This window comes from Flavobacterium sp. WC2509 (assembly GCF_052683105.1).
In genome coordinates, this window is sequence record NZ_JBQZFG010000001.1 from 947689 (window position 1) to 968393 (window position 20705).

Here is a 20705-nt window from a genome sequence, read left to right on the forward strand (position 1 = left end):
TTTTATATAAATCTTATTAGTTACAATTTAGCAACATGTTTAGTTAACTTAGACTTCAAGTTAGAAGCTTTGTTATCATGAATGATGTTTTTCTTAGCTAATTTATCAATCATAGAAATTACTGTTGATAATTTTGCAGAAGCATCTGCTTTGTCAGTAGCTAATCTTAATGCTTTAATTGCATTACGAGTAGTTTTATGTTGGTATCTATTTAATACTCTTCTTTTTTCGTTGCTTCTAATTCTTTTTAAAGCTGACTTATGATTTGCCATTTTCTTTTTAATTTAATTGTAAGGTTATTAATACTTAGTTAAAAAAGAAAAACCTCCCACAATTATTATAGTAATCACTTTGGTTTTAACTAATAAAACATAACTTCGAGACACTGAACTTAATGTTTTATAAAACTAATTTACAACTAATTTTGTAGTCCGTGGGGGAATCGAACCCCCCTTACCAGGATGAAAACCTGGCGTCCTAACCGATAGACGAACGGACCATTAATCTTTTTTTTTATTCTAAGAACTTTTTTTTAATCTAAATTCTTTTGTAGTCCGTGGGGGAATCGAACCCCCCTTACCAGGATGAAAACCTGGCGTCCTAACCGATAGACGAACGGACCGTTGTTTTAGCAACAGCACTACTTCTGTAATGCGGATGCAAAAATACAACTATTTTTTGTTTGTGCAATAGCTAAACAATTTTTTTTTTATTTTTTTAATATGCTTTAGCAAAAAGCACTCTTCCAACAGAAGGATTCCCAGTAAACACACAGCTTCCCGCCTGTTCTACTCTATCCAAAGGAATACATCTTATCGTAGCTTTTGTCAATTCTTTGATCTTTTCTTCAGTAGCCGCAGTTCCATCCCAATGTGCTGAAACAAAGCCTCCTTCACCATCTAAAACAGTCTTAAACTCATCAAAACTATTTACTTCAGTAATATGAGTATTTCTATAATTTAATGCTTTTTCAAATAAATCTTTTTGAATTTGCTCCAATAAATCACTGATGTAAGTTGTGATTCCGTCTTTCGAAACTGTTTCTTTTGTCAAAGTATCTCTTCTTGCTACTTCAAAAGTTCCGTTTTCTAAATCTTTTGGACCAACAGCAATTCGAACTGGAACTCCTTTTAATTCCCATTCAGCAAATTTAAATCCTGGTTTCTGAGTTGTTCTATTATCAAATTTTACCGAGATATTTAATTTTCTCAACGCTTTAACCAAAACATCTACTTCAGCCGAAATTGCATCCAATTGTTCATCACTCTTATATATAGGAACAATAACAACTTGTATCGGAGCTAAATTAGGCGGCAACACTAATCCCTGATCATCAGAGTGAGTCATTACTAACGCCCCCATCAATCGAGTAGAAACCCCCCAAGAAGTTCCCCAAACATGCTCTTGCTTACCTTCGGCATTAGCAAACTTCACATCAAAAGCTTTAGCAAAATTTTGTCCTAAGAAATGCGAAGTTCCTGCTTGCAAGGCTTTACCATCCTGCATCAAGGCTTCAATACAATACGTTTCATCCGCACCTGCAAAACGTTCTGTTTCTGTTTTCAATCCTTTTATAACTGGAATAGCCATAAAATTCTCCACGAAATCAGCATACACATTCATCATTTTCTCTGATTCCTCTATTGCCTCTACTTTAGTTGCATGTGCTGTATGCCCTTCTTGCCATAAAAACTCAGCTGTTCTTAAAAACAATCTAGTTCTCATTTCCCAACGCACCACATTGGCCCATTGATTAATTAATAAAGGTAAATCTCTATAAGATTGTACCCATCCTTTATAAGTAGACCAAATAATAGCTTCACTGGTAGGACGAACAATTAATTCCTCTTCTAATTTCGCATTTGGATCTACCATTAATTTTCCTGGTTTATCAGGATCATTCTTTAATCTATAATGAGTTACGATAGCACATTCTTTTGCAAATCCTTCTGCATTTTTCTCTTCTGCCTCAAACATACTTTTGGGAACAAATAAAGGAAAATAAGCATTTTGGTGTCCCGTTTCTTTAAACATTCTATCGAGTTCAGCTTGCATTTTTTCCCATATAGCATAACCATAAGGTTTAATAACCATACAACCTCTAACTCCTGAATTTTCTGCTAGATCGGCCTTAACAACCAACTCATTGTACCATTTTGAATAATCTTCTGCTCTTGTTGTAAGGTTCTTGCTCATTTTGAATAATTTGGCATAATATTTGTTTCTGAATAATTTAACTAAATAATTACGCAAAACTAACTAATTTTGTATTGACCAACAATAAAATAATCCACCGATATGAAAACAAATGCATTAATTACACGGAAAACACCACTTTGTATCTTAATTGGATTTTTAGGTTTGATAATAACATCTTGTAGCTCTTATCAAAACAGCTCTTATTACGATAGCGACGGTATTTACAGTACAAATAGCGAGAAAAATGTTGTAAACAACAGTCAGCCTACAGCTGCTTCCGTACAATACAAAGGCTATTTTAACTCACTACAAAACACTACTGGAAGTTCTGGCGAAATATTTACTGATGTAAATAGCTACGGTAGCAACTACAATCCAGAAAACGATTCTATACAAGCACCATCTACTGGATATGCTTCATGGGGAAGTTCTCCTCAAGAAACAACAGTAACAGTTTATAATGATAGTTATTGGTCCATGGGATTTGGCTGGGGATATCCTTATTACGGTTACGGCTATGGATATCCATATTACGGTTGGGGTTATCCAAGCTATGGTTGGGGCTATCCCGGATACGGATACCCAGTATATGGATATGGTTACCCTGTAGCTACTCCTTATGCTTATAATTATAGCCGACGAGGATCAGCTTATGGAGGTGGTTACACAAATAGAGCTACACCATATAATAGATATAGTACCACTAGCAGAAATAACACCTACAATAACAGCAGTACAACCCGCAGAAATAGTACTAATAATATTGTAAATAGAACAGCTCCTACTTTCACAAACAGAAATAGTAATTCTACTACAACCTCTAGAAACTACACCCAACAAAGTCAATCTTCTAGAAGTAGTAACTACAATAATAATTACACACCAACCAGAACAACTACAACTCCAACTCAAAACTACCAAAGATCAAGCTACACTCCAAGCAGCAGTTCTTATAGAAGCAGCGGTAGCAGCATGTCTGGTGGAGGAATGTCTGGAGGCGGTGGAGGCGGAAGAACATCTAGCGGCGGCGGAAGAAGATAAAAAACTCTAAACAAGAAATTAACCAAACTAAAGTTCACCCCATGAAAAAGAACCTCTTGTCATTTTTAGTAGTTGGATTAACATTCTCTACAGCATACTCACAAGAAATGAAAGATGCTATGCGTTATGCGCAAAGCGAATTGCAGGGAACTGCCCGTTTTACTTCTATGAGCGGTGCTTTTGGAGCATTGGGAGGAGATTTATCATCCTTGAATGTTAATCCAGCAGGATCGGCTGTTTTTAACAATAATCAATTTGCCACAACTATGGGAAATTATGACGTTAAAAACAAATCAAATTATTTCGGTACTTCTACTTCTGCTAGCGAAAGTAATTTTGACCTTAATCAAGCAGGTGGTGTTTTTGTTTTTAAATCCCGAAACCCTAATAGTGATTTGACAAAATTCTCATTGTCTATCAATTATGAGAATACTAATAATTATGATAACTCTCTATTTTCAGCCGGAATAAGCCCTAGGAATTCAGTAGACAATTATTTTTTAAGTTATGCCAATGGCGTTCCATTAGACTTATTAGAAAACAGTAATTATGCTGAATTGGATAACGGCTCGCAACAAGCTTATCTAGGCTACCAAGGCTATATTATTAACCCCGTAAACAACACTCCTAACAATTCATCATACACTTCAAATGTTCGTTCAGGTGGCAATTACTACCAAGAAAATAGCGTTTACTCCAATGGTTATAATGGAAAACTAATTTTCAATAGCGCTGTACAAATCAAAGACTTCTTATATCTTGGAGTTAACTTAAATTCTCATTTTACAGATTACGTACAAAACTCTAACTTTTATGAATCCAACAACAATACTTTGGATTTAAACTATGAGGTTAGCAATATAAATTTCTCAAATAGTCTTCACACTTATGGTTCTGGTTTTTCGTTCCAAATAGGAACTATTGCAAAGTTAACCAAGGAAATACGCCTAGGCTTTGCTTATGAATCTCCAACATGGTACAATTTAAGAGATGAATTTTCACAAAGACTCTCTTCTGTCAGAACTAACAGCATAGGCTCAATGGCACCAGATGTAGTAGATCCATTTGTAATTAATTATTATGCACCCTATGACCTGCAAACTCCAGGAAGTTTGACAGGAAGTTTTTCTTATGTTTTTGGAAAAACAGGCTTAATCAGTCTGGATTACAAATACAAAGATTATAGCCAAACTCAATTTGGTCCTGAAAACGATGTTTATTTCAGAGGTTTAAACAATGCAATGCATAACGCACTAGGAAGTTCCAACGAAATAAGAGTCGGTGCCGAATACAGAATACACAATTTAAAACTAAGAGGCGGTTATCGATTTGAAGGAAGCCCTTATAATGATTCTGTAACCATCGGTGATTTGAATAGTTTCTCGGGTGGTTTAGGATATAATTTTGGTTTTATAAAACTTGATTGTTCTTATGTTCATAGTCATTCTACATCTCAAGACCAGTTTTTCTCACAAGGATTTACCGAAAGAGCGCAAATCAATACCTACAAAAACAATTTCACCATGACTTTCACCTTTGAAATGTAAAAACACCTATTCTCATACAATGAAAACCACTTTTGATAAGTTTCAAAAGTGGTTTTTGTTTATTAAGAAGAACTTGAGCAAGACATTAAATTAAGGATTTAATAGTAAAATGATTGCTGATTTTTGATTAACGATTTTTGATTTCAGATGTAAAAAACCTCGTAAAACCAACAATCTAAATTTAGCCTGAACCAAATCTAAAATCTAAAATCGTTAATCATTAATCTAAAATCTCTTAACTTAATGGCATTAGCTCCCATCCCTCTTGCGATACACCAAACCTTTAATGCAAAATAATTCCTTTTGGTTTTCATAAAAAATTTTCAAGAAGTGCTGTTATAAAAAACTAAATATCTCACTTAGCCCCGATAAAAGTGAAAATCCTTTTTGTTTTTCCTTTAAAAACAAAAAGATTACTTCACTTTACTTTTATTTTTATTGGAGTTCAGTGAACTTCGTTTGCAACGGATAGCGGGACAAATGGTCTTGAATACATCAAATGTTGTGCTCCAAATCATTTTAACGAAAACAAAACAAGCCATTTTAAAAGTAAAGCAATAAGGTTTCGGCAAAAAATTGTAATTTTGCAAATTCCTAAATTATCAGGAATATATAATACTATGAGAACGAAGTCTTTAAAAAAGAACAAAATAAATGTGATCACGCTAGGGTGTTCCAAAAATGTATATGATAGTGAAGTGTTAATGGGACAACTTCGCGCAAGCGGAAAAGAGGTGACTCATGAAGCAAAAGCCGAAGACGAAGGAAACATTATTGTAATTAATACCTGTGGATTTATTGACAATGCTAAGGCAGAATCGGTAAATATGATATTGGAATATGCTGATAAAAAAGAAAAAGGACTTGTAGACAAAGTCTTCGTAACTGGATGTCTATCTGAAAGATACAGACCTGATTTAGAAAAAGAAATCCCAAATGTAGACCAATATTTTGGAACAACAGAATTGCCAGCTTTATTAAAAGCTTTGGGTGCCGATTATAAACATGAATTACTAGGAGAACGTTTAACGACGACGCCTAAAAATTATGCGTACTTAAAAATTTCGGAAGGTTGTGACAGACCTTGTAGTTTTTGTGCAATTCCGCTAATGAGAGGAAAAAACGTTTCACAAACTATTGAAAAACTAGTTAAAGAAGCCGAAGGATTAGCTCGTGATGGCGTAAAAGAATTGATTTTAATTGCTCAAGACTTAACATATTATGGTCTTGATTTATACAAAAAAAGAGCACTTGGCGAATTATTGGAAGCCTTAGTAAAAGTAGAAGGAATTGAATGGATTCGTTTGCACTATGCTTTCCCTACTGGCTTCCCGATGGATGTGCTAGAAATCATGAAACGCGAACCTAAGATTTGTAATTATATTGATATTCCGTTACAACATATCGCTGATTCTGTTTTGAAATCAATGCGTCGTGGAACTACTCAGGAAAAAACAACACGATTATTAAAAGACTTTAGAGAAGCAGTTCCTGGAATGGCAATTCGAACTACTTTGATTGTGGGTTATCCTGGAGAAACACAGGAAGATTTTAATATTTTGAAGGAATTTGTTCAAGAAATGAAATTTGACAGAATGGGTTGTTTTGCTTATTCTCATGAAGAAAACACTCATGCTTTCTTACTTGAAGATGATGTTCCTGCCGATGTAAAACAAGATCGTGCTAACGAAATTATGGAATTACAATCTCAAATTTCTTGGGATTTGAATCAAGAGAAAGTTGGAAAAACTTTTAGATGTATTATCGACAGAAAAGAAGGTGGTCATTTTGTAGGTAGAACCGAATTTGACAGCCCAGATGTAGATAATGAAGTATTGATTGACGCAACAAAACATTATGTAAAAACAGGTGATTTTGCCATGATCAAAATTATTGAAGCAACAGAATTTGATTTATACGGAGAACCAGTTTAGATTTTTAATATTCAAGATTGTATTTTATGAAAACATTTAAAACAGTATTGTTTGTAGTTTTTTTATTTTTATCGGCCAATACCATTTCAGCACAATATAACAATGGTTATGGTGGAGGAAACGGTTACGGCGGCGGCGGTTATGGCGGGAGTAACTATGGTAGATCAAACCAAATGGGACAAATGGCTGGAAGTCAACCGAGCGCACCAAAACCTGTACCTGTAGAAGAAACTGCGGGCAAAATAGTTGCATTTTATAAAAAAGAACTCAATCTAGATGCACTTCAAGAAGTTGTTGTTACCAATATTTACATTAAATCGCTAAAAAAAGAAGAAATTCTAATGAAAAAAGAAATTAGCGATGATGAAAAAAAAGAAGAATTTAAAGTTCTAGGAGATATGACCGATATGGAAGTAATTCAAATTTTAAACAAAGATCAAAAAGAGAAATTCAAAAACTTAGTCGAGGATAGAAAAAGTAAAATGGAAGCTAGAAAACACTAAATAATTTACTATCCCTCTATTTTAAAACTATTTCAAAACCATGAAAAACCACTTTTACTATCTCGTTTTAATCCTTTTTATCGCCTCTTGCGCTACACATCCACATAAATCAAGCGAAAAAGTCTATAATGACCAGATAAATACATTAAAAGAAACTATTGGCGCAAAAGAAGCTCAACATTTACAAAGCGAACCTGTTGTTGTCATCGACAGTATTGCTTATAGATACAATAAACAATTGGTTAATTACAAAGACACTCTCTCTAAAATCGACAGTAAGCTTTTACAAAACGGGATTGTCTCTGAATGGGTTGGAACGGTTAATTTTAATTTAAGAAAACCTAATTTTATTATTCTACATCATACTGCACAGGATTCTATTCAACAAACTTTAAAAACGTTTACGTTAAAATCTACCAATGTAAGTGCTCATTATGTAATTGGGAGAGATGGAAAAGTAGTTCACATGCTAAATGATTACTTAAGAGCTTGGCATGCCGGAAATGGATCTTGGGGTAAAGACACAGATATCAACTCCAGTTCTATCGGAATTGAATTAGATAACAATGGAATAGAGCCTTTTTCTGATTTGCAAATCAATACATTACTAGCTCTTTTGACCAAATTAAAAAAAGATTACAATATTCCGACACAAAACATAATAGGGCATGCTGATATAGCTCCTACAAGAAAAAAAGATCCAAGCGCTTTATTTCCTTGGAAACTTTTAGCTACAAATAATTTTGGGGTTTGGCCAGATGATGTTCTCCCTTGCCCCCCACCAGATTTCAATGCCGAACAAGGATTACAGGTAATAGGATACAATACAAAAAATCTTTCGGCTGCTATTATCGCTTTTAAACTTCATTTTATGCAAACAGAAGTGAATGATGTTTTAGATGAAAAGACAATCAATACAATCTATTCGGTTTATAAAAAATAATCTTTCTCTTATTATAAATTTACAAAAAACGCTTTTTGAACAATTCAGAAAGCGTTTTTTCGTTATTTTAATTTAATTTTAAACATTTGTCTACATATTAATTAATAATCATCAGATATTTAGTTGAATTTTACTTTTTTCATGCAATTTTAAAACTAAAGAAAAACCTGTTATCAAAAGAGTTCATCAACAAAATTTGAAAAATCATAAAATTGAAACTATAAATGAATAACCCACACAAAATATACCTTTCAACTCCTCATATGGGTGGCACAGAACTAGATTTCATAAAAGAAGCCTTTGACACAAATTGGATCGCTCCTATGGGATCTAATGTTACAGAATTTGAAAATGATTTAAAAAAATACCTCTCTGAAGACGTTTATGTAACTGCATTAAATTCTGCTACATCAGCAATTCATTTGGGTTTAATCCTCTTGGATGTCAAAGCTGGAGATGTAGTTATCTGCCAATCTATGACATTTTCAGCGTCAACCAATCCAATTTTATATCAAGGAGCAACTCCTGTATTTGTAGATAGTGAATCCGAAACTTGGAATATTTGTCCTATGAATTTAGAAACAGCTATTCAAAAAACAATTCAAAATGGTAAAATCCCCAAAGCAATAATCACTGTTCACCTATACGGTACACCCTATAAAATAGACGAAATAAGAGCTGTGGCAAACAAATATAACATTCCAATTCTTGAAGATAGTGCCGAGGCTTTGGGAAGCAGCTACAAAGGTCAAAAATGCGGCACTTTTGGAGATGTCTGTGTGTTTTCATTCAATGCTAATAAAATAATAACTACCTCTGGAGGTGGAGCCCTTATAACACATAATCCAAAATTAAAGGAAAAAGCTGAATTTATTGCTTCACAAGCAAAAGACAAAGCACCTCATTATCAACACAGTGAATTAGGATATAACTATCAAATGAGTAATATTTGTGCTGGTATTGGGCGCGGACAAATGACTGTTTTAGACAAACACATTGCTTTAAGAAGAGAAATGCATGACTTTTATGTAAGCTTGTTTGAAAATATTCCAGGAATTACTGTTCATTCCACAACCAATCCAGACTATTTTGCCAATTATTGGATTACTTCCATACTCATAAATCCAAAAGAAACTAAAAACGGAATTGATAGAGAAACTATTCGATTAATATTATTAGATTCCAATATAGAATGCAGGCCATTATGGAAACCTATGCATCTTCAGCCATTATATGAAAACTATCCATACTATGGCGGGGAAATTGCAGCAACATTGTTTGAGAACGGATTAAGTTTACCTTCAGGCTCAAATTTGAGCGATTCGGATAGAAATCATATTAGCGATGTTTTATTAAAATTATTTCTCTAATTAAAACACTCCTAAAATTGTTTAAAATATATTCTTTAGAAATCTGAAATTAAAGCCTAAATTATTTCTAACTATTAAACATAAAAAAAGCTGCCAAAACCCCTAAGGATTTTGACAGCAAAAAAAAAATGTTTTATTTACTTCTTAATAAACTATTGACTAGAATCCGTAAACTACAGCCAAAAGAACTTGAGAAGCAGATTTAGTAGGGTTCATATCCGAATTAACAAATACTTCATCTGAATTAGTATCAAGTCTGAATTCTGGAATAACAGTTAAACCGCTTACTTTATAATTTCCTGACAAAGTAAAAGCTGTCACACCTGTATCCCCAGAACCTTCTTTATATTTGAAATATTCACCACGAATTCCCAAAGCAAAAGCATCGCTAAAAGCATAAGACGGGTATATAGCAGCCCCAGTATAACCTTGATCACCAGTATTTGAAAAATCAGCAGCGTTTACTCCTAATTTAAATTCTTTAGAAAGTTGGAATGTTGCAGTTAAATCAACAATAGTACCACTTACAGAACCGTCCATAGCGTTTAAATAAACACTAACTCCATCTGTAGCAAAAGACAATTGACCTCCAACAGCATTCAATCCTTTTATTGGATCTGCTTTGTATGAATTCCAAGAATCATTAAAGATACCTACCATTGCTCCAAATTTATCAGTTATTTTATAATTTGCTTTAAGACCTGCATTTTGGAATGGCCCGTTAGTAAACAAATAAGAAGTAGAATAAGAGAAATTACCTAGTGGAGAAATTACCTCATATCCGATAAATGTTCCCATGTAACCTGCAGTTAAACTTAATTTATCTGAAACTGCATAAGTCGCATATAAATTCTGGATGTGGAATGAATCACCAGAAGTAGATACTCCAAGAACTTGATCACCATTATCATCGTATACTTCGCCTGGTTCATTTGGAATTGATTGTCTTTGTCCTCTTGGACCAAAAGAAAGTTCACCAACAAATGATACCTTTTTTATTGTTTTTTTGAAAGCAATATCTAGCATCCCTAAAGAAACTGAATTCTGGTCTGTACCAAAACTTGTTGGAATGTTAGCTGTTTTTGAAAAATCATATTTATAATATAAATCTCCCGAACCTGAAATTTCTAATGGAGTAGATTTTGCATCATCTTGTGCAAATGCAATACTTGTTGTCATGGCTAAGACGAAAATGGCTAATACTTTTTTCATGTTTGATTGTTTTTTGTTAGTAATTTTAATTCGTGACTTCCTAGTCAGGTTTTAGTTATTTTTTATCTTTCTTGAGAACGAAATTATTAACTTTTAGTTAACATAAAAAATTTTTTAAAAGTTTTCATGAAGAATTATTAAAATCAGAAAATCATCACGGAATAATGGTCATATTCTATTTTTTTTTACGATTATTTTACAAATTCAATAATAACAATTCCTCACTAAACCCATAAAAAATACACTTAGTTTTTTATTTTAAATCAAAATATTTTAAAATTTTACTCCAAAAAAACATTAAATAAAACAACACCCCCTATAAATAAAGGGGGTCATTATAAAACAAAAACTTTAATCAGTAAAAACAAAATACTATTCTGTTTTTTTTAATTAAACAAAAGCCTCCATCTACTTATCAGTAAAAGATGAATAAAAAATATAAATATTCGTCATTTTGAGCCTTAATAAAAAAACACAGATTTCAGCAGATTTATTAAAATTATTCTGCAAAATCTGTGTACCACAATTTTATTTAGCCTCTAAAACGGACGGCCTGTTGAAAATATTTATATTAGATATTTGCAAATATCCATGTAGTTCTTACTCTATAATTATCGACTTAATATTCATAAATTCTTTAATTCCAATTTCGGATAATTCCCTACCATAACCAGATTTTTTAATACCGCCAAAAGGAACCCTTGAATCTGATCGCACTAAAGAATTCACAAAAACATTTCCTGCTTCTATTTTCCTTCCCAAGGTATATCCTCGTTCTCTATCTTCTGTCCAAATCGCAGAAGCTAATCCATATTTATGATTATTAGCAATTGCGATAGCATCATCTTCATTTTTGGCTCTAATAAGTATAGCCAAAGGTCCGAACGTTTCTTCCAAAAAGGCTATATTATTAACATCTACAAAATCAATTAATGTGGGTTGAAAATTACAATGATCGCGTTCTCCTCCAACGATTAATTTAGCTCCTTGCTGCAAAGCATGTTCTAATTGATAACTTAATTTCTCGGCCAAATCAATTCTAGCCAAAGGCCCCATCTGAATATCACTTTGCAATGGATCACCTTGTTGCAGAGCCGAAATTTTTTGGGCAAAAAGAAAACCAAATTCTTCAACTACTTTTTCCGTAACTATAAAACGCTTAGCGCAAATACAAGCCTGACCCGCATTGAGCATTCTTGATTGTGCAGCTACAGTAGCCGCTTTTTCTAAATTGGCATCATCCAAAACTACAAATGCATCTGAACCGCCCAATTCCATTACTGTTTTTTTTATATATTTTCCAGCCAACGCCGCTACCGAAGCTCCAGCCATTTCACTTCCTGTCAAAGTAATTCCATGAACAATATCAGATGCAATCACACTCTCGACTTGAGGAATATCAATATTGATTTGTTGAAAAACACCTTCGGGAAAACCCGCTTCCAAAAAAGCACCTTCAATAGCTTTGGCACAACCAATAACATTTGGAGCATGCTTCAATAAAGTCACATTTCCAGCCATAATTGTGGGTGCAGCATAACGCAAAACTTGCCAAAAAGGATAATTCCAAGGCATAATAGCAAACACAGCTCCAAGCGGATCATAAACAGACATACTTTTGAAAGGTGTGTCATAATATTGGTCTTTGAGCATTTTTTCGGCATTATCAGCATAAAAATCACAATTTTCAGCTGATTTTTCAACCTCAGCAATTCCTTCAGAAAGGATTTTCCCCATTTCATTGGTGATTAATAAACCTAGTTCTTGCTTTTTTTCTCTTAATAAAAAAGCCAACTTTCTCATTTTTTCGGCTCTTTCCTGAAAATTAGTAGTGCGCCAATGCTTAAAAGCCAATTCTGACAACTTTAGTTTATGAGACAATTGCGCATTAGTTAAGACTTCATGCTCTCCTATTATTGCCTGTGTAAACGGATTTATAGATTTGAATATCATTCTAAAATTTCATTAAACGTTAAAAAATGGTAAAACAGAAAATTAAATTATCAATAAAGATATAATAAACTTTATGGTAATTGAAGCATAAAATCCCAAGCAAAACAATTATTACTAATGTTTTTTCTATTTTTTATTCTATTACAGTTAACCGATTCAACAACTGTAAAAAGATTTTTTAACAGTCATATAAGTCTAAAACTTTACTTTATAAGCAATAGATTAACACAAAAACAATAAAAACTAAAATAATAGCAAAATAAATTATGAATATTTTTGTATATTTAGTTTTCAAAACAAATAACCAGCTTATTATGACACGAAAAGCAAACATTCAAGACTTACAGCAATTAACAAATCTATTTGATCAATATGTTGTTTTTTATAAAAATCCATCCAATTTTGAAAAACACCAAGCCTTTCTAAAAGAAAGATTAGAGAACAATGAAGCCGTCATTTTTGTAGCTTGCGATGAAGAGAATCCTGATAAAATTATTGGTTTTGCTTTAAACTATGTTACTTTTTCTTCATTGGCACTCAATAAAATAGTAATCCTAAATGACCTTTTTGTAGATTCATCTGCAAGAAAAAAAGGAATTGGAGAAAAATTAATTTTAGAAACAGTCGCATTCGCCAAAGAAATAGGTTCCCATACCATTCGATTACGAACAGCCAAAAAGAATACTGCTGCTCAAGCGTTATATCAAAAAATGGGCTTTGTAAGAGAAGATTACCTTTACAGTTACGACCTTACAGTTGCATAATAACTGAAATTGATAACATCAAAATATCAAGAATATTTATAAAAAAACAGGATCCCGAATTGGAATCCTGTTTTTTTTAGTTTCAAAAAAGATCTATATTAGAAATTATACTAAGATATTTTACTGATTATTTCATAGACTTTTTCTTTATCCAAAGGTTTTGTAATGTATTCTGAAAAGCCAGCTTTCATAATTCTTTCTTTCACTTCGGAAGAAGAATGAGCTGTTTGAGCAATAACAATTTGACCAGGATTATTTCTTTTAATCAATTCAAAAGCTTCATAACCATCCAAAATTGGCATTTTAATATCCATAAAAATTAAATCTATAGCTCTGTTTGATGCACTAATATCTACAACTTCCTGACCGTTTCTTGCTCTCAAAACAACGTGATTTTTAAATTCCAATATAGCTTTCAATAATAGAAAATTAATATTATCATCCTCGGCCACTAAAATAGTTTTGGTATCAGGGCTTTTAATTGAACTTTCTTCCTTTACTGCATTATCTTCAATAACATGTTCACGGTAAATCAACGGGATTGTAAATTTAAAAACAGAACCTTTTCCATAAGTTGATTTAACCTTAATTTTTCCACCAAGCATTTCTACATAAGCTTTAGAAATAGACAATCCCAATCCTAATCCGCTTAGCGATATTGAATAATCATCTTCAACTCTTCGGAAGCGGTCAAAAATAGCTTTCAAATCTTTTTTACTAATTCCGATCCCTGTATCTTCAACCCTAAATTTTAATAACTGTTTCTCCTTATCAATTTCATATCCAAAAGCAACATGCCCATTATCAGTAAATTTTATTGCATTTGTAAGTAGGTTAACAATTATTTGTTTCAACTTTACTTCGTCCGTTAAAATATCATTATCTAATTTATCAGTCGTTTTAATAATATAAAAATCAATCTCTTTATCTTCTGGAATAGTCACTTTTAGTGTATTATACAGATCATACATACATTTTTCAATATCCAAACCTTTATAATTAGGTGTTATAAGTTTGGCATCAATTTTTGACATTTCAATTAAATCTTCAATAATTGATACTAAACTTTTACCACTACTATTGATGATTTTCAAATACTTCATTTTTAAATATTCGCTTAAACTTTCATTTAAAAGCAAGTCCGAAAATCCTATAATCGCATTCATCGGGGTTCTAATTTCATGAGATAAATTAGCCAAGAAAGTCGACTTTAATTTATCGCTTTCTTCTGCCTTTTCTTTCGATTTTTCTAATTGAAATCGATTCTTTCTATGATCATCAAACAATTTTCCAATGTGACCAAATTCACCTGGTTCTTTTTTCAACATACTGATTGAAATCTCGCGATCTGTCTCTAATATATTTGTTACCAATCGCAATGGCTTATATACCCATTTTCTAGAATAATAAATAGCTGCTATGAGTCCAATCAATGTAGCAATAACAATGATTAACAATAACTCTTTTGTTCTTTCAAAATTAAGATAAGAAGGTCTTTCAAACAATAATCCTCCAATTACGTGATTATCGTAATCTTTTAATTTTATTAATGAAATTACTCTTTTATTTCCTATCGTATCGGTTTCTACATTGTTAAAAAATTGAATTTTCGAACTACAGATTTCTTCTAAATTTTTAAAATAAGCCTGATCCAATAACCGAGCCATGAACATATATCCAGACGGTTTTGTTAGTATTTTTTTTGGATCATTTGAAGCATGAATAGTACACCCAAGTATTTCAACAACACCTTCGGGAACTTTCATATAAAACCGAGAAAACTTGGTTTTATACAAATTTTCCATAGCTTTTTTAGGTATAAAATCTTTGGATTTAAAATTACCTTTTGCTGTACTTACAATAAACTTTTTATCTAAACCATAAATACTAAGATAATTTACTTCATAAGTAGGGAATTCATTTACGATATATTTTTTAAACCAAACCGTATCTTTAGTATTTGTAAATTTGACTAAAGCGTCCCAATAGGTAAGATCCAAGATGGTAACCACTTGAGTTTTTGAATTAAAGTCAAACAGCCTATTTACTTCGGTTTTATACTGATTGGAATTGGCTTTGAAAACATCATTTTCTTGCTGAACAGTATATAAATAAAGGGAACTAAACAATAATAAGAAAAGGGAAGAAATCCCAACAATCAACAACACTAACTTAAAATAAGTAGTAAATCTCAATGTTAATTTCATATGTAGCTAATAATTATTGTTTATATGTAATTAACTTCGATTTTGTCATTTTAGTTCAAAAATTTAAACTTCGTTTGCCATAGCTGCCCTTACTGTTTTCAGGTAACTTAAACTCATGTTTATTGTATATAATCGACTTCATTAGAAACAAGAATAGTAGCGCAATATACTTATTTTTTTATAATACCAAAAAAAAACCAACTCGTTGAAAAGTTGGCTATTAAAATTTTATAATATTGTATTGCAATGAAATAGAAGCATAGAAAATTATTTTACCATAAAAACATATATGGCTTAAAAACAGTGTTATAATCAATGGGTACTATTTTCTGTGGTGAACATTCCATACTTTCAAATAGCCATCTTGAAAATTTACTTTTGTTTTTAAAATTTGTAATTTGCAAGTCACTGCATATTTGTATAAAACCTACAGGCAACTTATCCCAATTCCCATATTCTCCAATAAATTGATAACATTTACAAAAATCTCTAATACCATTTTTAAATTGCACGAGAGAAATACTGTTACTGGTAATTTTGTGATTTACCATTATACTTGCATCACCACCTAAATGGACTAAATTATTTGAGATTTGAAGTTCTCCTCCACTTCCATTTATAATTTCCCAATCAGTAACGATTTTCCTAAATTGGAGTTCTCCTTTTCTTCCAAATGTATTTTCCCAACTAAAATTTTCCCTTTTCCTTAAGAATAAACAAAGTTTTTGCCCTATTTTAGGTTTATCAAATCTCATATCGCAAGTCCATTCGTCAAACATCTTTACAGAAATAACTTTATAAACTTGCCCCTTTAATGTTTCAGTTATTTTAAATGTGTATGACCTACCTTTTACTCCGTAAATTTCTCCAATGACAATTAAATCTGCACTTCCCGCCACAGCTACAAAGGGGAAATCTCTCCTTTTTGCTTCAGCATTTAATGATAAAAAAATAAGGAACAGAAGTAAAATTGTTTGTGTTATGTTTTTTATCATTAGTTTATCTGTCTAATTTTATCAATCTAATGTTTTTTTTATCTTTTTATACTACAAAGGAATATTCCCGTGTTTTCTATTTGGAGTTACACTTACTTTATTCTCAAGCATACTAAATGCTTTAATCAATTTCCGTCTCGTATCTTGTGGCAAAATCACCTCATCAACAAAACCACGTTGGGCTGCAGTGTAAGGATTGGCAAACAAATTGGCATATTCGACCTCTTTTTCTAGGAGTTTAGCTTCGTGGTCTTCGGCATCGTGGATTTCTTTTTTAAATATAATTTCCGAAGCGCCTTTGGCTCCCATTACGGCAATCTCAGCAGTTGGCCAAGCAAAATTCATGTCTGCACCAATGTGCTTGGAGTTCATCACATCATAAGCTCCACCATACGCTTTTCGGGTAATTACAGTAACTCTTGGAACCGTTGCTTCGCTTAAAGCGTAAAGTAATTTTGCTCCGTGAATAATAATTCCGTTCCATTCTTGATCGGTTCCCGGCAAAAAACCCGGAACATCTACCAATACCAATAACGGAATATTAAACGCATCACAGAAACGGGTAAAACGTGCCGCTTTTTTCGAGCTGTTCACATCCAGACAACCCGCCAAAAACATTGGTTGGTTGGCAACAATTCCAATGCTTCGGCCTCCGAGTCGGGCAAAACCCACAAGAATGTTTTCTGCATAATTTTTATGAATTTCAAAAAAAGAATCTTCGTCAATAATCCCTCCTATTACGCTGTGCATATCGTAAGGTTTATTCGGATTATCCGGAATAATATTGGCTAATTGCAAGCGTACCTCATCTTTAAGCTCATAAGGTAAATTACGAGGTTTTTCTTTGTTGTTTTGGGGTAAATAACTCAACAGTAACTTAATATCTTCTAGACAAACCACTCCATTCACGGCAGTGCGGTGTGCCACCCCCGACTTGGTAGAGTGCGTGCTCGCCCCTCCCAATTCCTCCGAAGTCACGGATTCATTGGTCACAGTTTTTACAACATTCGGGCCTGTCACAAACATATAGCTGGTTTCTTCGACCATCATCGTAAAATCGGTCATGGCTGGTGAATAAACAGCTCCACCCGCGCAAGGCCCCATGATCGCTGAAATTTGCGGAATCACGCCACTGGCTTGCACATTTCTAAAGAAAATATCAGCATATCCACCTAACGAACGAACGCCTTCCTGAATACGTGCTCCACCCGAATCGTTAAGTCCAATCATAGGTGCTCCCATTTTGACAGCCATATCCATAATCTTGCAGATTTTCTCGGCATGCGTTTCGGATAATGAACCGCCAAAAACCGTGAAATCCTGAGCAAAAACATATACCAATCTTCCGTTGATGGTACCGTATCCAGTAATGACTCCATCGCCGTAATACATTTCTTTCTCCATCCCAAAATCAGTAGTTCGATGTGTCACCAACATTCCGATTTCTTCAAAAGAGCCTTCATCCATCAAATAATCGATGCGTTCTCTTGCTGTCAGTTTTTTGTTCGAATGCTGTTTGGCAATACGCTTTATTCCTCCGCCCAAATGAGCTTCTGCAATTTTATCGTTTAGTGTTTTTATTTTGTCTTGCATACATTTTTTAACCGCTAAGTTTTTAGTATCCTTTTCTTTTTTGGCTAAAGCCAACTTAATTTTGAACCATTAAGAGATTAAGAAAATTAAGTTTTGCTTTTCTTGATGAAGCTTAATTCCTTAATAGTTCAAATAAATTTTTCAATTCGGCAATCGTACTATTTTTTGATCTTCAAAATATTGTTTCAGTGCTATCAAAGCTGCGATTTCGGCTTCTTTGCCAGCTTGTTCTTTTAGAATTTCGGGACTGTAATATTTCTTAACAAAATGCGTGTCAAATTTTCCCGAACGAAACGCTTCGTGCTCAAAAACAAATTTTCCGAACGGCAAAGTAGTTTGCACTCCTTCCACCTGATAATTTTCAATTGCTTTAATCATCAATTGAATTGCTTCTTCACGCGTTTTTCCATAAGTGATTAATTTGGCCAACATTGGGTCATAATAAATCGGAATGTCCATGCCCTGCTCAAAACCATTATCGACACGAATTCCATCGCCAACCGGCAATTGATACACATCCAAATGACCTACACTTGGCAAGAAATCATTCAGCGGATCTTCGGCATAGACACGCAATTCCAACGCATGACCTTTTATCTGTAAATCTTCTTGTGTAATTGTCAAGGCTTCTCCCCTTGCCACTCTGATTTGCAGTTCAACCAAATCAGTTCCTGTAATCAATTCCGTAACTGGATGCTCAACCTGCAGACGGGTGTTCATTTCGAGGAAATAGAAATTATTATTTTCGTCCAATAAAAATTCTACGGTTCCCGCCCCCAAGTAATCACAAGATTTAGCAACTAATACAGCGGCTTCACCCATTTTCTTGCGCAATTCAGGAGTCAAAACTGAAGACGGCGCTTCTTCAACCACTTTTTGATGACGACGCTGAATACTACATTCTCTTTCAAACAAATATAAAATGGTACCGTGACTATCAGCCATCACCTGAATTTCGATATGACGCGGAGAACCCACATATTTTTCTATAAAAACTGAACCATCGCCAAATGCAGCAACCGCTTCGCTGATGGCGCGATTCATTTGGGACTCAAAATCGGCTTCGCTATCCACCACACGCATTCCCTTTCCGCCGCCACCAGCCGAAGCTTTTATCAAGATAGGAAAACCAATTGAGGTTGCGGCTTGTTTTGCTTTTTCGATATCAGTAATCGCTTCGTCAATACCGGGAACCATCGGAATATTGTATGCTTTTACAGCCTCTTTGGCTGCCAATTTACTTCCCATAATTTTAATGGCATGCGATTTTGGACCAATAAATACAATTCCGTTTTTTTCACATTCCACAGCAAAATCTGCATTTTCGCTCAGAAATCCATATCCAGGATGAATCGCATCAACATTCAAATTTTTAGCAACTTCTATGATTTTGCTTCCTAACAAATACGATTGATTGGAAGGAGCTTCTCCAATCCAAACCGCCTCATCGGCAAACTTTACATGAGGTGCATTTCTATCTACAGTCGAATAAACGGCAACGGTTTTAATACCCATTTTTTGTGCGGTTTTCATCACCCTAATGGCAATTTCACCTCTATTGGCAACTAGTATTTTTTTCATATTTTAATAGATAAAAAAGAGGAAAGACCGCTTCACTGCAAGAGTCAAGATAAAATATCTTTATCCCTTTTTTCTCCTCTTGCTTCTTGCTTCTCGCACTCTATTCAAACTCAATTAACAACTGTCCTTTCTCAACGGCATCTCCTGTACTCACTGCAATATTTTTGATTATCCCATCTCGTGGCGAAAGAAAACTGTTCTCCATTTTCATCGCACCCAAAATGATTAAGTTATCATTTTCTTTAACAGCTTGTCCAACCAACACACTAATCTCCAAAATCAATCCTGGCATAGGTGCTTTGATGGCGTTAACCTGTTTGGTCACCCCCACTTCAAATCCCATTTCCTTGATAAGAATATCCAAAGGATTTGAAATCACCACTTTATAAATAGTGTTATTTACCTTAACTGTATAGCTTTTATAATTGAAATCCGAACTTATAATTTCTGTTTTATAAGGTCTGTTTTGATGCAGTATATGGAATGCATTCGCTTTTGTTGGCACTGCATCTAGTTGAGAAATATTTTCTTTTTCCAAGTCAAATTGGAAAGCATCATTTACAGTCACTTTGTAATTAGCACTCATACTTTATTCCTTTAGAAACATAAAAGTATGAAAAGAAAACGTTCTCGTAAATAAAAAATCAAGATAAAAACCTCCAAATCAGAATTATATTATTACTATTTCTTCTTTTTTGGATCATGGCAAAAATGCAAAATACTTCCCATTAGCCCCGATAGAAATGAAAATCCTTGTGAACCGGGGTTCGGCTCACAAGATTACTTCACTATACTTTTATTTTTATAGGAGTTCAGTGAACTTCGCTTGTAATAGATCGCGGGGACCATGCTTACTGAAAAAG

Annotated in this window: 16 protein-coding genes and 2 tRNA genes; 7 read left to right on the plus strand and 11 right to left on the minus strand. The window is 33.5% G+C overall.

The features are described 5' to 3' along the window. Positions 1-20: 20 nt before the first annotated feature. From rpsT to proS, 4 genes are all read right to left on the minus strand, one after another. Entirely contained in the window at positions 21-272 is a 252-nt protein-coding gene (rpsT, locus tag ACUN3A_RS03670) for a 30S ribosomal protein S20 (protein WP_115846807.1), read from the minus strand. 155 nt (positions 273-427) lie between these two features. Further along, positions 428-499, minus strand: a tRNA-Glu gene (locus ACUN3A_RS03675). Between the two features lie 51 nt (positions 500-550). Continuing rightward, a tRNA-Glu gene (locus tag ACUN3A_RS03680) sits at positions 551-622 on the minus strand. 95 nt (positions 623-717) lie between these two features. Then, positions 718-2196, minus strand: coding sequence for a proline--tRNA ligase (proS, locus tag ACUN3A_RS03685; protein ID WP_445550003.1), 1479 nt, complete (start codon positions 2194-2196; stop codon positions 718-720). A gap of 102 nt (positions 2197-2298) precedes the next feature. On the opposite strand from proS, the gene ACUN3A_RS03690 reads away from it, so the two are divergent. The 6 genes from ACUN3A_RS03690 (at position 2299) to ACUN3A_RS03715 (ending at position 9537) form a co-directional block, all read left to right on the plus strand. Next, positions 2299-3240 carry a hypothetical protein gene (locus ACUN3A_RS03690; RefSeq protein ID WP_445550004.1) on the plus strand — a complete coding sequence of 314 codons (942 nt, stop codon included), beginning with the start codon at positions 2299-2301 and terminating at the stop codon, positions 3238-3240. A 41-nt stretch (positions 3241-3281) separates the two neighbouring features. Then, entirely contained in the window at positions 3282-4787 is a 1506-nt protein-coding gene (locus tag ACUN3A_RS03695; protein ID WP_445550005.1) for an OmpP1/FadL family transporter, read from the plus strand. 620 nt (positions 4788-5407) lie between these two features. Further along, on the plus strand, positions 5408-6721 hold the full coding sequence (gene rimO, locus ACUN3A_RS03700; RefSeq protein ID WP_445550006.1) for a 30S ribosomal protein S12 methylthiotransferase RimO: 1314 nt from the start codon (positions 5408-5410) through the stop codon (positions 6719-6721). 26 nt (positions 6722-6747) lie between these two features. Beyond that, positions 6748-7224: a hypothetical protein gene (locus ACUN3A_RS03705; protein ID WP_445550007.1), complete on the plus strand. Its 477-nt coding sequence runs from the start codon at positions 6748-6750 to the stop codon at positions 7222-7224. Between the two features lie 40 nt (positions 7225-7264). Next, a complete protein-coding gene (locus tag ACUN3A_RS03710) occupies positions 7265-8167 on the plus strand; it encodes an N-acetylmuramoyl-L-alanine amidase (RefSeq protein WP_445550008.1) in 903 nt (300 codons plus the stop codon). Positions 8168-8391: 224 nt separating this feature from the next. Continuing rightward, a complete protein-coding gene (locus ACUN3A_RS03715) occupies positions 8392-9537 on the plus strand; it encodes a DegT/DnrJ/EryC1/StrS family aminotransferase (RefSeq protein WP_445550009.1) in 1146 nt (381 codons plus the stop codon). Positions 9538-9696: 159 nt separating this feature from the next. On the opposite strand, the gene ACUN3A_RS03720 is transcribed toward ACUN3A_RS03715, so the two are convergent. Together ACUN3A_RS03720 and ACUN3A_RS03725 are read right to left on the minus strand one after the other, a co-directional pair. Further along, the gene (locus ACUN3A_RS03720) at positions 9697-10749 is read right to left on the minus strand and encodes an outer membrane beta-barrel protein (RefSeq protein WP_445550010.1); all 1053 of its coding nucleotides are present in this window, start codon (positions 10747-10749) and stop codon (positions 9697-9699) included. A 600-nt stretch (positions 10750-11349) separates the two neighbouring features. Next, positions 11350-12702: an NAD-dependent succinate-semialdehyde dehydrogenase gene (locus ACUN3A_RS03725; RefSeq protein WP_445550011.1), complete on the minus strand. Its 1353-nt coding sequence runs from the start codon at positions 12700-12702 to the stop codon at positions 11350-11352. 314 nt (positions 12703-13016) lie between these two features. On the opposite strand from ACUN3A_RS03725, the gene ACUN3A_RS03730 reads away from it, so the two are divergent. Further along, positions 13017-13466, plus strand: coding sequence for a GNAT family N-acetyltransferase (locus ACUN3A_RS03730; protein ID WP_445550012.1), 450 nt, complete (start codon positions 13017-13019; stop codon positions 13464-13466). A 110-nt stretch (positions 13467-13576) separates the two neighbouring features. Here ACUN3A_RS03730 and ACUN3A_RS03735 read toward each other — a convergent pair whose 3' ends face one another. The 5 genes from ACUN3A_RS03735 to ACUN3A_RS03755 all read right to left on the minus strand — a co-directional run bounded on the left by ACUN3A_RS03735 (position 13577) and on the right by ACUN3A_RS03755 (position 20428). Continuing rightward, the gene (locus tag ACUN3A_RS03735) at positions 13577-15673 is read right to left on the minus strand and encodes an ATP-binding protein (RefSeq protein WP_445550013.1); all 2097 of its coding nucleotides are present in this window, start codon (positions 15671-15673) and stop codon (positions 13577-13579) included. A 272-nt stretch (positions 15674-15945) separates the two neighbouring features. Continuing rightward, positions 15946-16668, minus strand: a complete 723-nt coding sequence (locus tag ACUN3A_RS03740; protein ID WP_445550014.1) for a hypothetical protein — start codon at positions 16666-16668, stop codon at positions 15946-15948. 51 nt (positions 16669-16719) lie between these two features. Beyond that, entirely contained in the window at positions 16720-18261 is a 1542-nt protein-coding gene (locus ACUN3A_RS03745; RefSeq protein ID WP_445550015.1) for an acyl-CoA carboxylase subunit beta, read from the minus strand. Positions 18262-18402: 141 nt separating this feature from the next. Further along, complete coding sequence (gene accC, locus ACUN3A_RS03750) at positions 18403-19842, minus strand: acetyl-CoA carboxylase biotin carboxylase subunit (RefSeq protein ID WP_445550016.1); 1440 nt, start codon at positions 19840-19842, stop codon at positions 18403-18405. A 100-nt stretch (positions 19843-19942) separates the two neighbouring features. Then, on the minus strand, positions 19943-20428 hold the full coding sequence (locus ACUN3A_RS03755; protein ID WP_445550017.1) for an acetyl-CoA carboxylase biotin carboxyl carrier protein subunit: 486 nt from the start codon (positions 20426-20428) through the stop codon (positions 19943-19945). Positions 20429-20705 lie beyond the last annotated feature (277 nt).

Coding starts and splice junctions, on each gene's coding strand:
- ACUN3A_RS03735 (WP_445550013.1), bottom strand. CDS start 15,673: ATGAAATTAACATTGAGATTTACTACTTATTTTAAGTTAGTGTTGTTG.
- rpsT (WP_115846807.1), bottom strand. CDS start 272: ATGGCAAATCATAAGTCAGCTTTAAAAAGAATTAGAAGCAACGAAAAA.
- rimO (WP_445550006.1), top strand. CDS start 5,408: ATGAGAACGAAGTCTTTAAAAAAGAACAAAATAAATGTGATCACGCTA.
- proS (WP_445550003.1), bottom strand. CDS start 2,196: ATGAGCAAGAACCTTACAACAAGAGCAGAAGATTATTCAAAATGGTAC.
- accC (WP_445550016.1), bottom strand. CDS start 19,842: ATGAAAAAAATACTAGTTGCCAATAGAGGTGAAATTGCCATTAGGGTG.
- ACUN3A_RS03715 (WP_445550009.1), top strand. CDS start 8,392: ATGAATAACCCACACAAAATATACCTTTCAACTCCTCATATGGGTGGC.
- ACUN3A_RS03745 (WP_445550015.1), bottom strand. CDS start 18,261: ATGCAAGACAAAATAAAAACACTAAACGATAAAATTGCAGAAGCTCAT.
- ACUN3A_RS03725 (WP_445550011.1), bottom strand. CDS start 12,702: ATGATATTCAAATCTATAAATCCGTTTACACAGGCAATAATAGGAGAG.
- ACUN3A_RS03705 (WP_445550007.1), top strand. CDS start 6,748: ATGAAAACATTTAAAACAGTATTGTTTGTAGTTTTTTTATTTTTATCG.
- ACUN3A_RS03720 (WP_445550010.1), bottom strand. CDS start 10,749: ATGAAAAAAGTATTAGCCATTTTCGTCTTAGCCATGACAACAAGTATT.
- ACUN3A_RS03695 (WP_445550005.1), top strand. CDS start 3,282: ATGAAAAAGAACCTCTTGTCATTTTTAGTAGTTGGATTAACATTCTCT.
- ACUN3A_RS03710 (WP_445550008.1), top strand. CDS start 7,265: ATGAAAAACCACTTTTACTATCTCGTTTTAATCCTTTTTATCGCCTCT.
- ACUN3A_RS03690 (WP_445550004.1), top strand. CDS start 2,299: ATGAAAACAAATGCATTAATTACACGGAAAACACCACTTTGTATCTTA.
- ACUN3A_RS03740 (WP_445550014.1), bottom strand. CDS start 16,668: ATGATAAAAAACATAACACAAACAATTTTACTTCTGTTCCTTATTTTT.
- ACUN3A_RS03755 (WP_445550017.1), bottom strand. CDS start 20,428: ATGAGTGCTAATTACAAAGTGACTGTAAATGATGCTTTCCAATTTGAC.
- ACUN3A_RS03730 (WP_445550012.1), top strand. CDS start 13,017: ATGACACGAAAAGCAAACATTCAAGACTTACAGCAATTAACAAATCTA.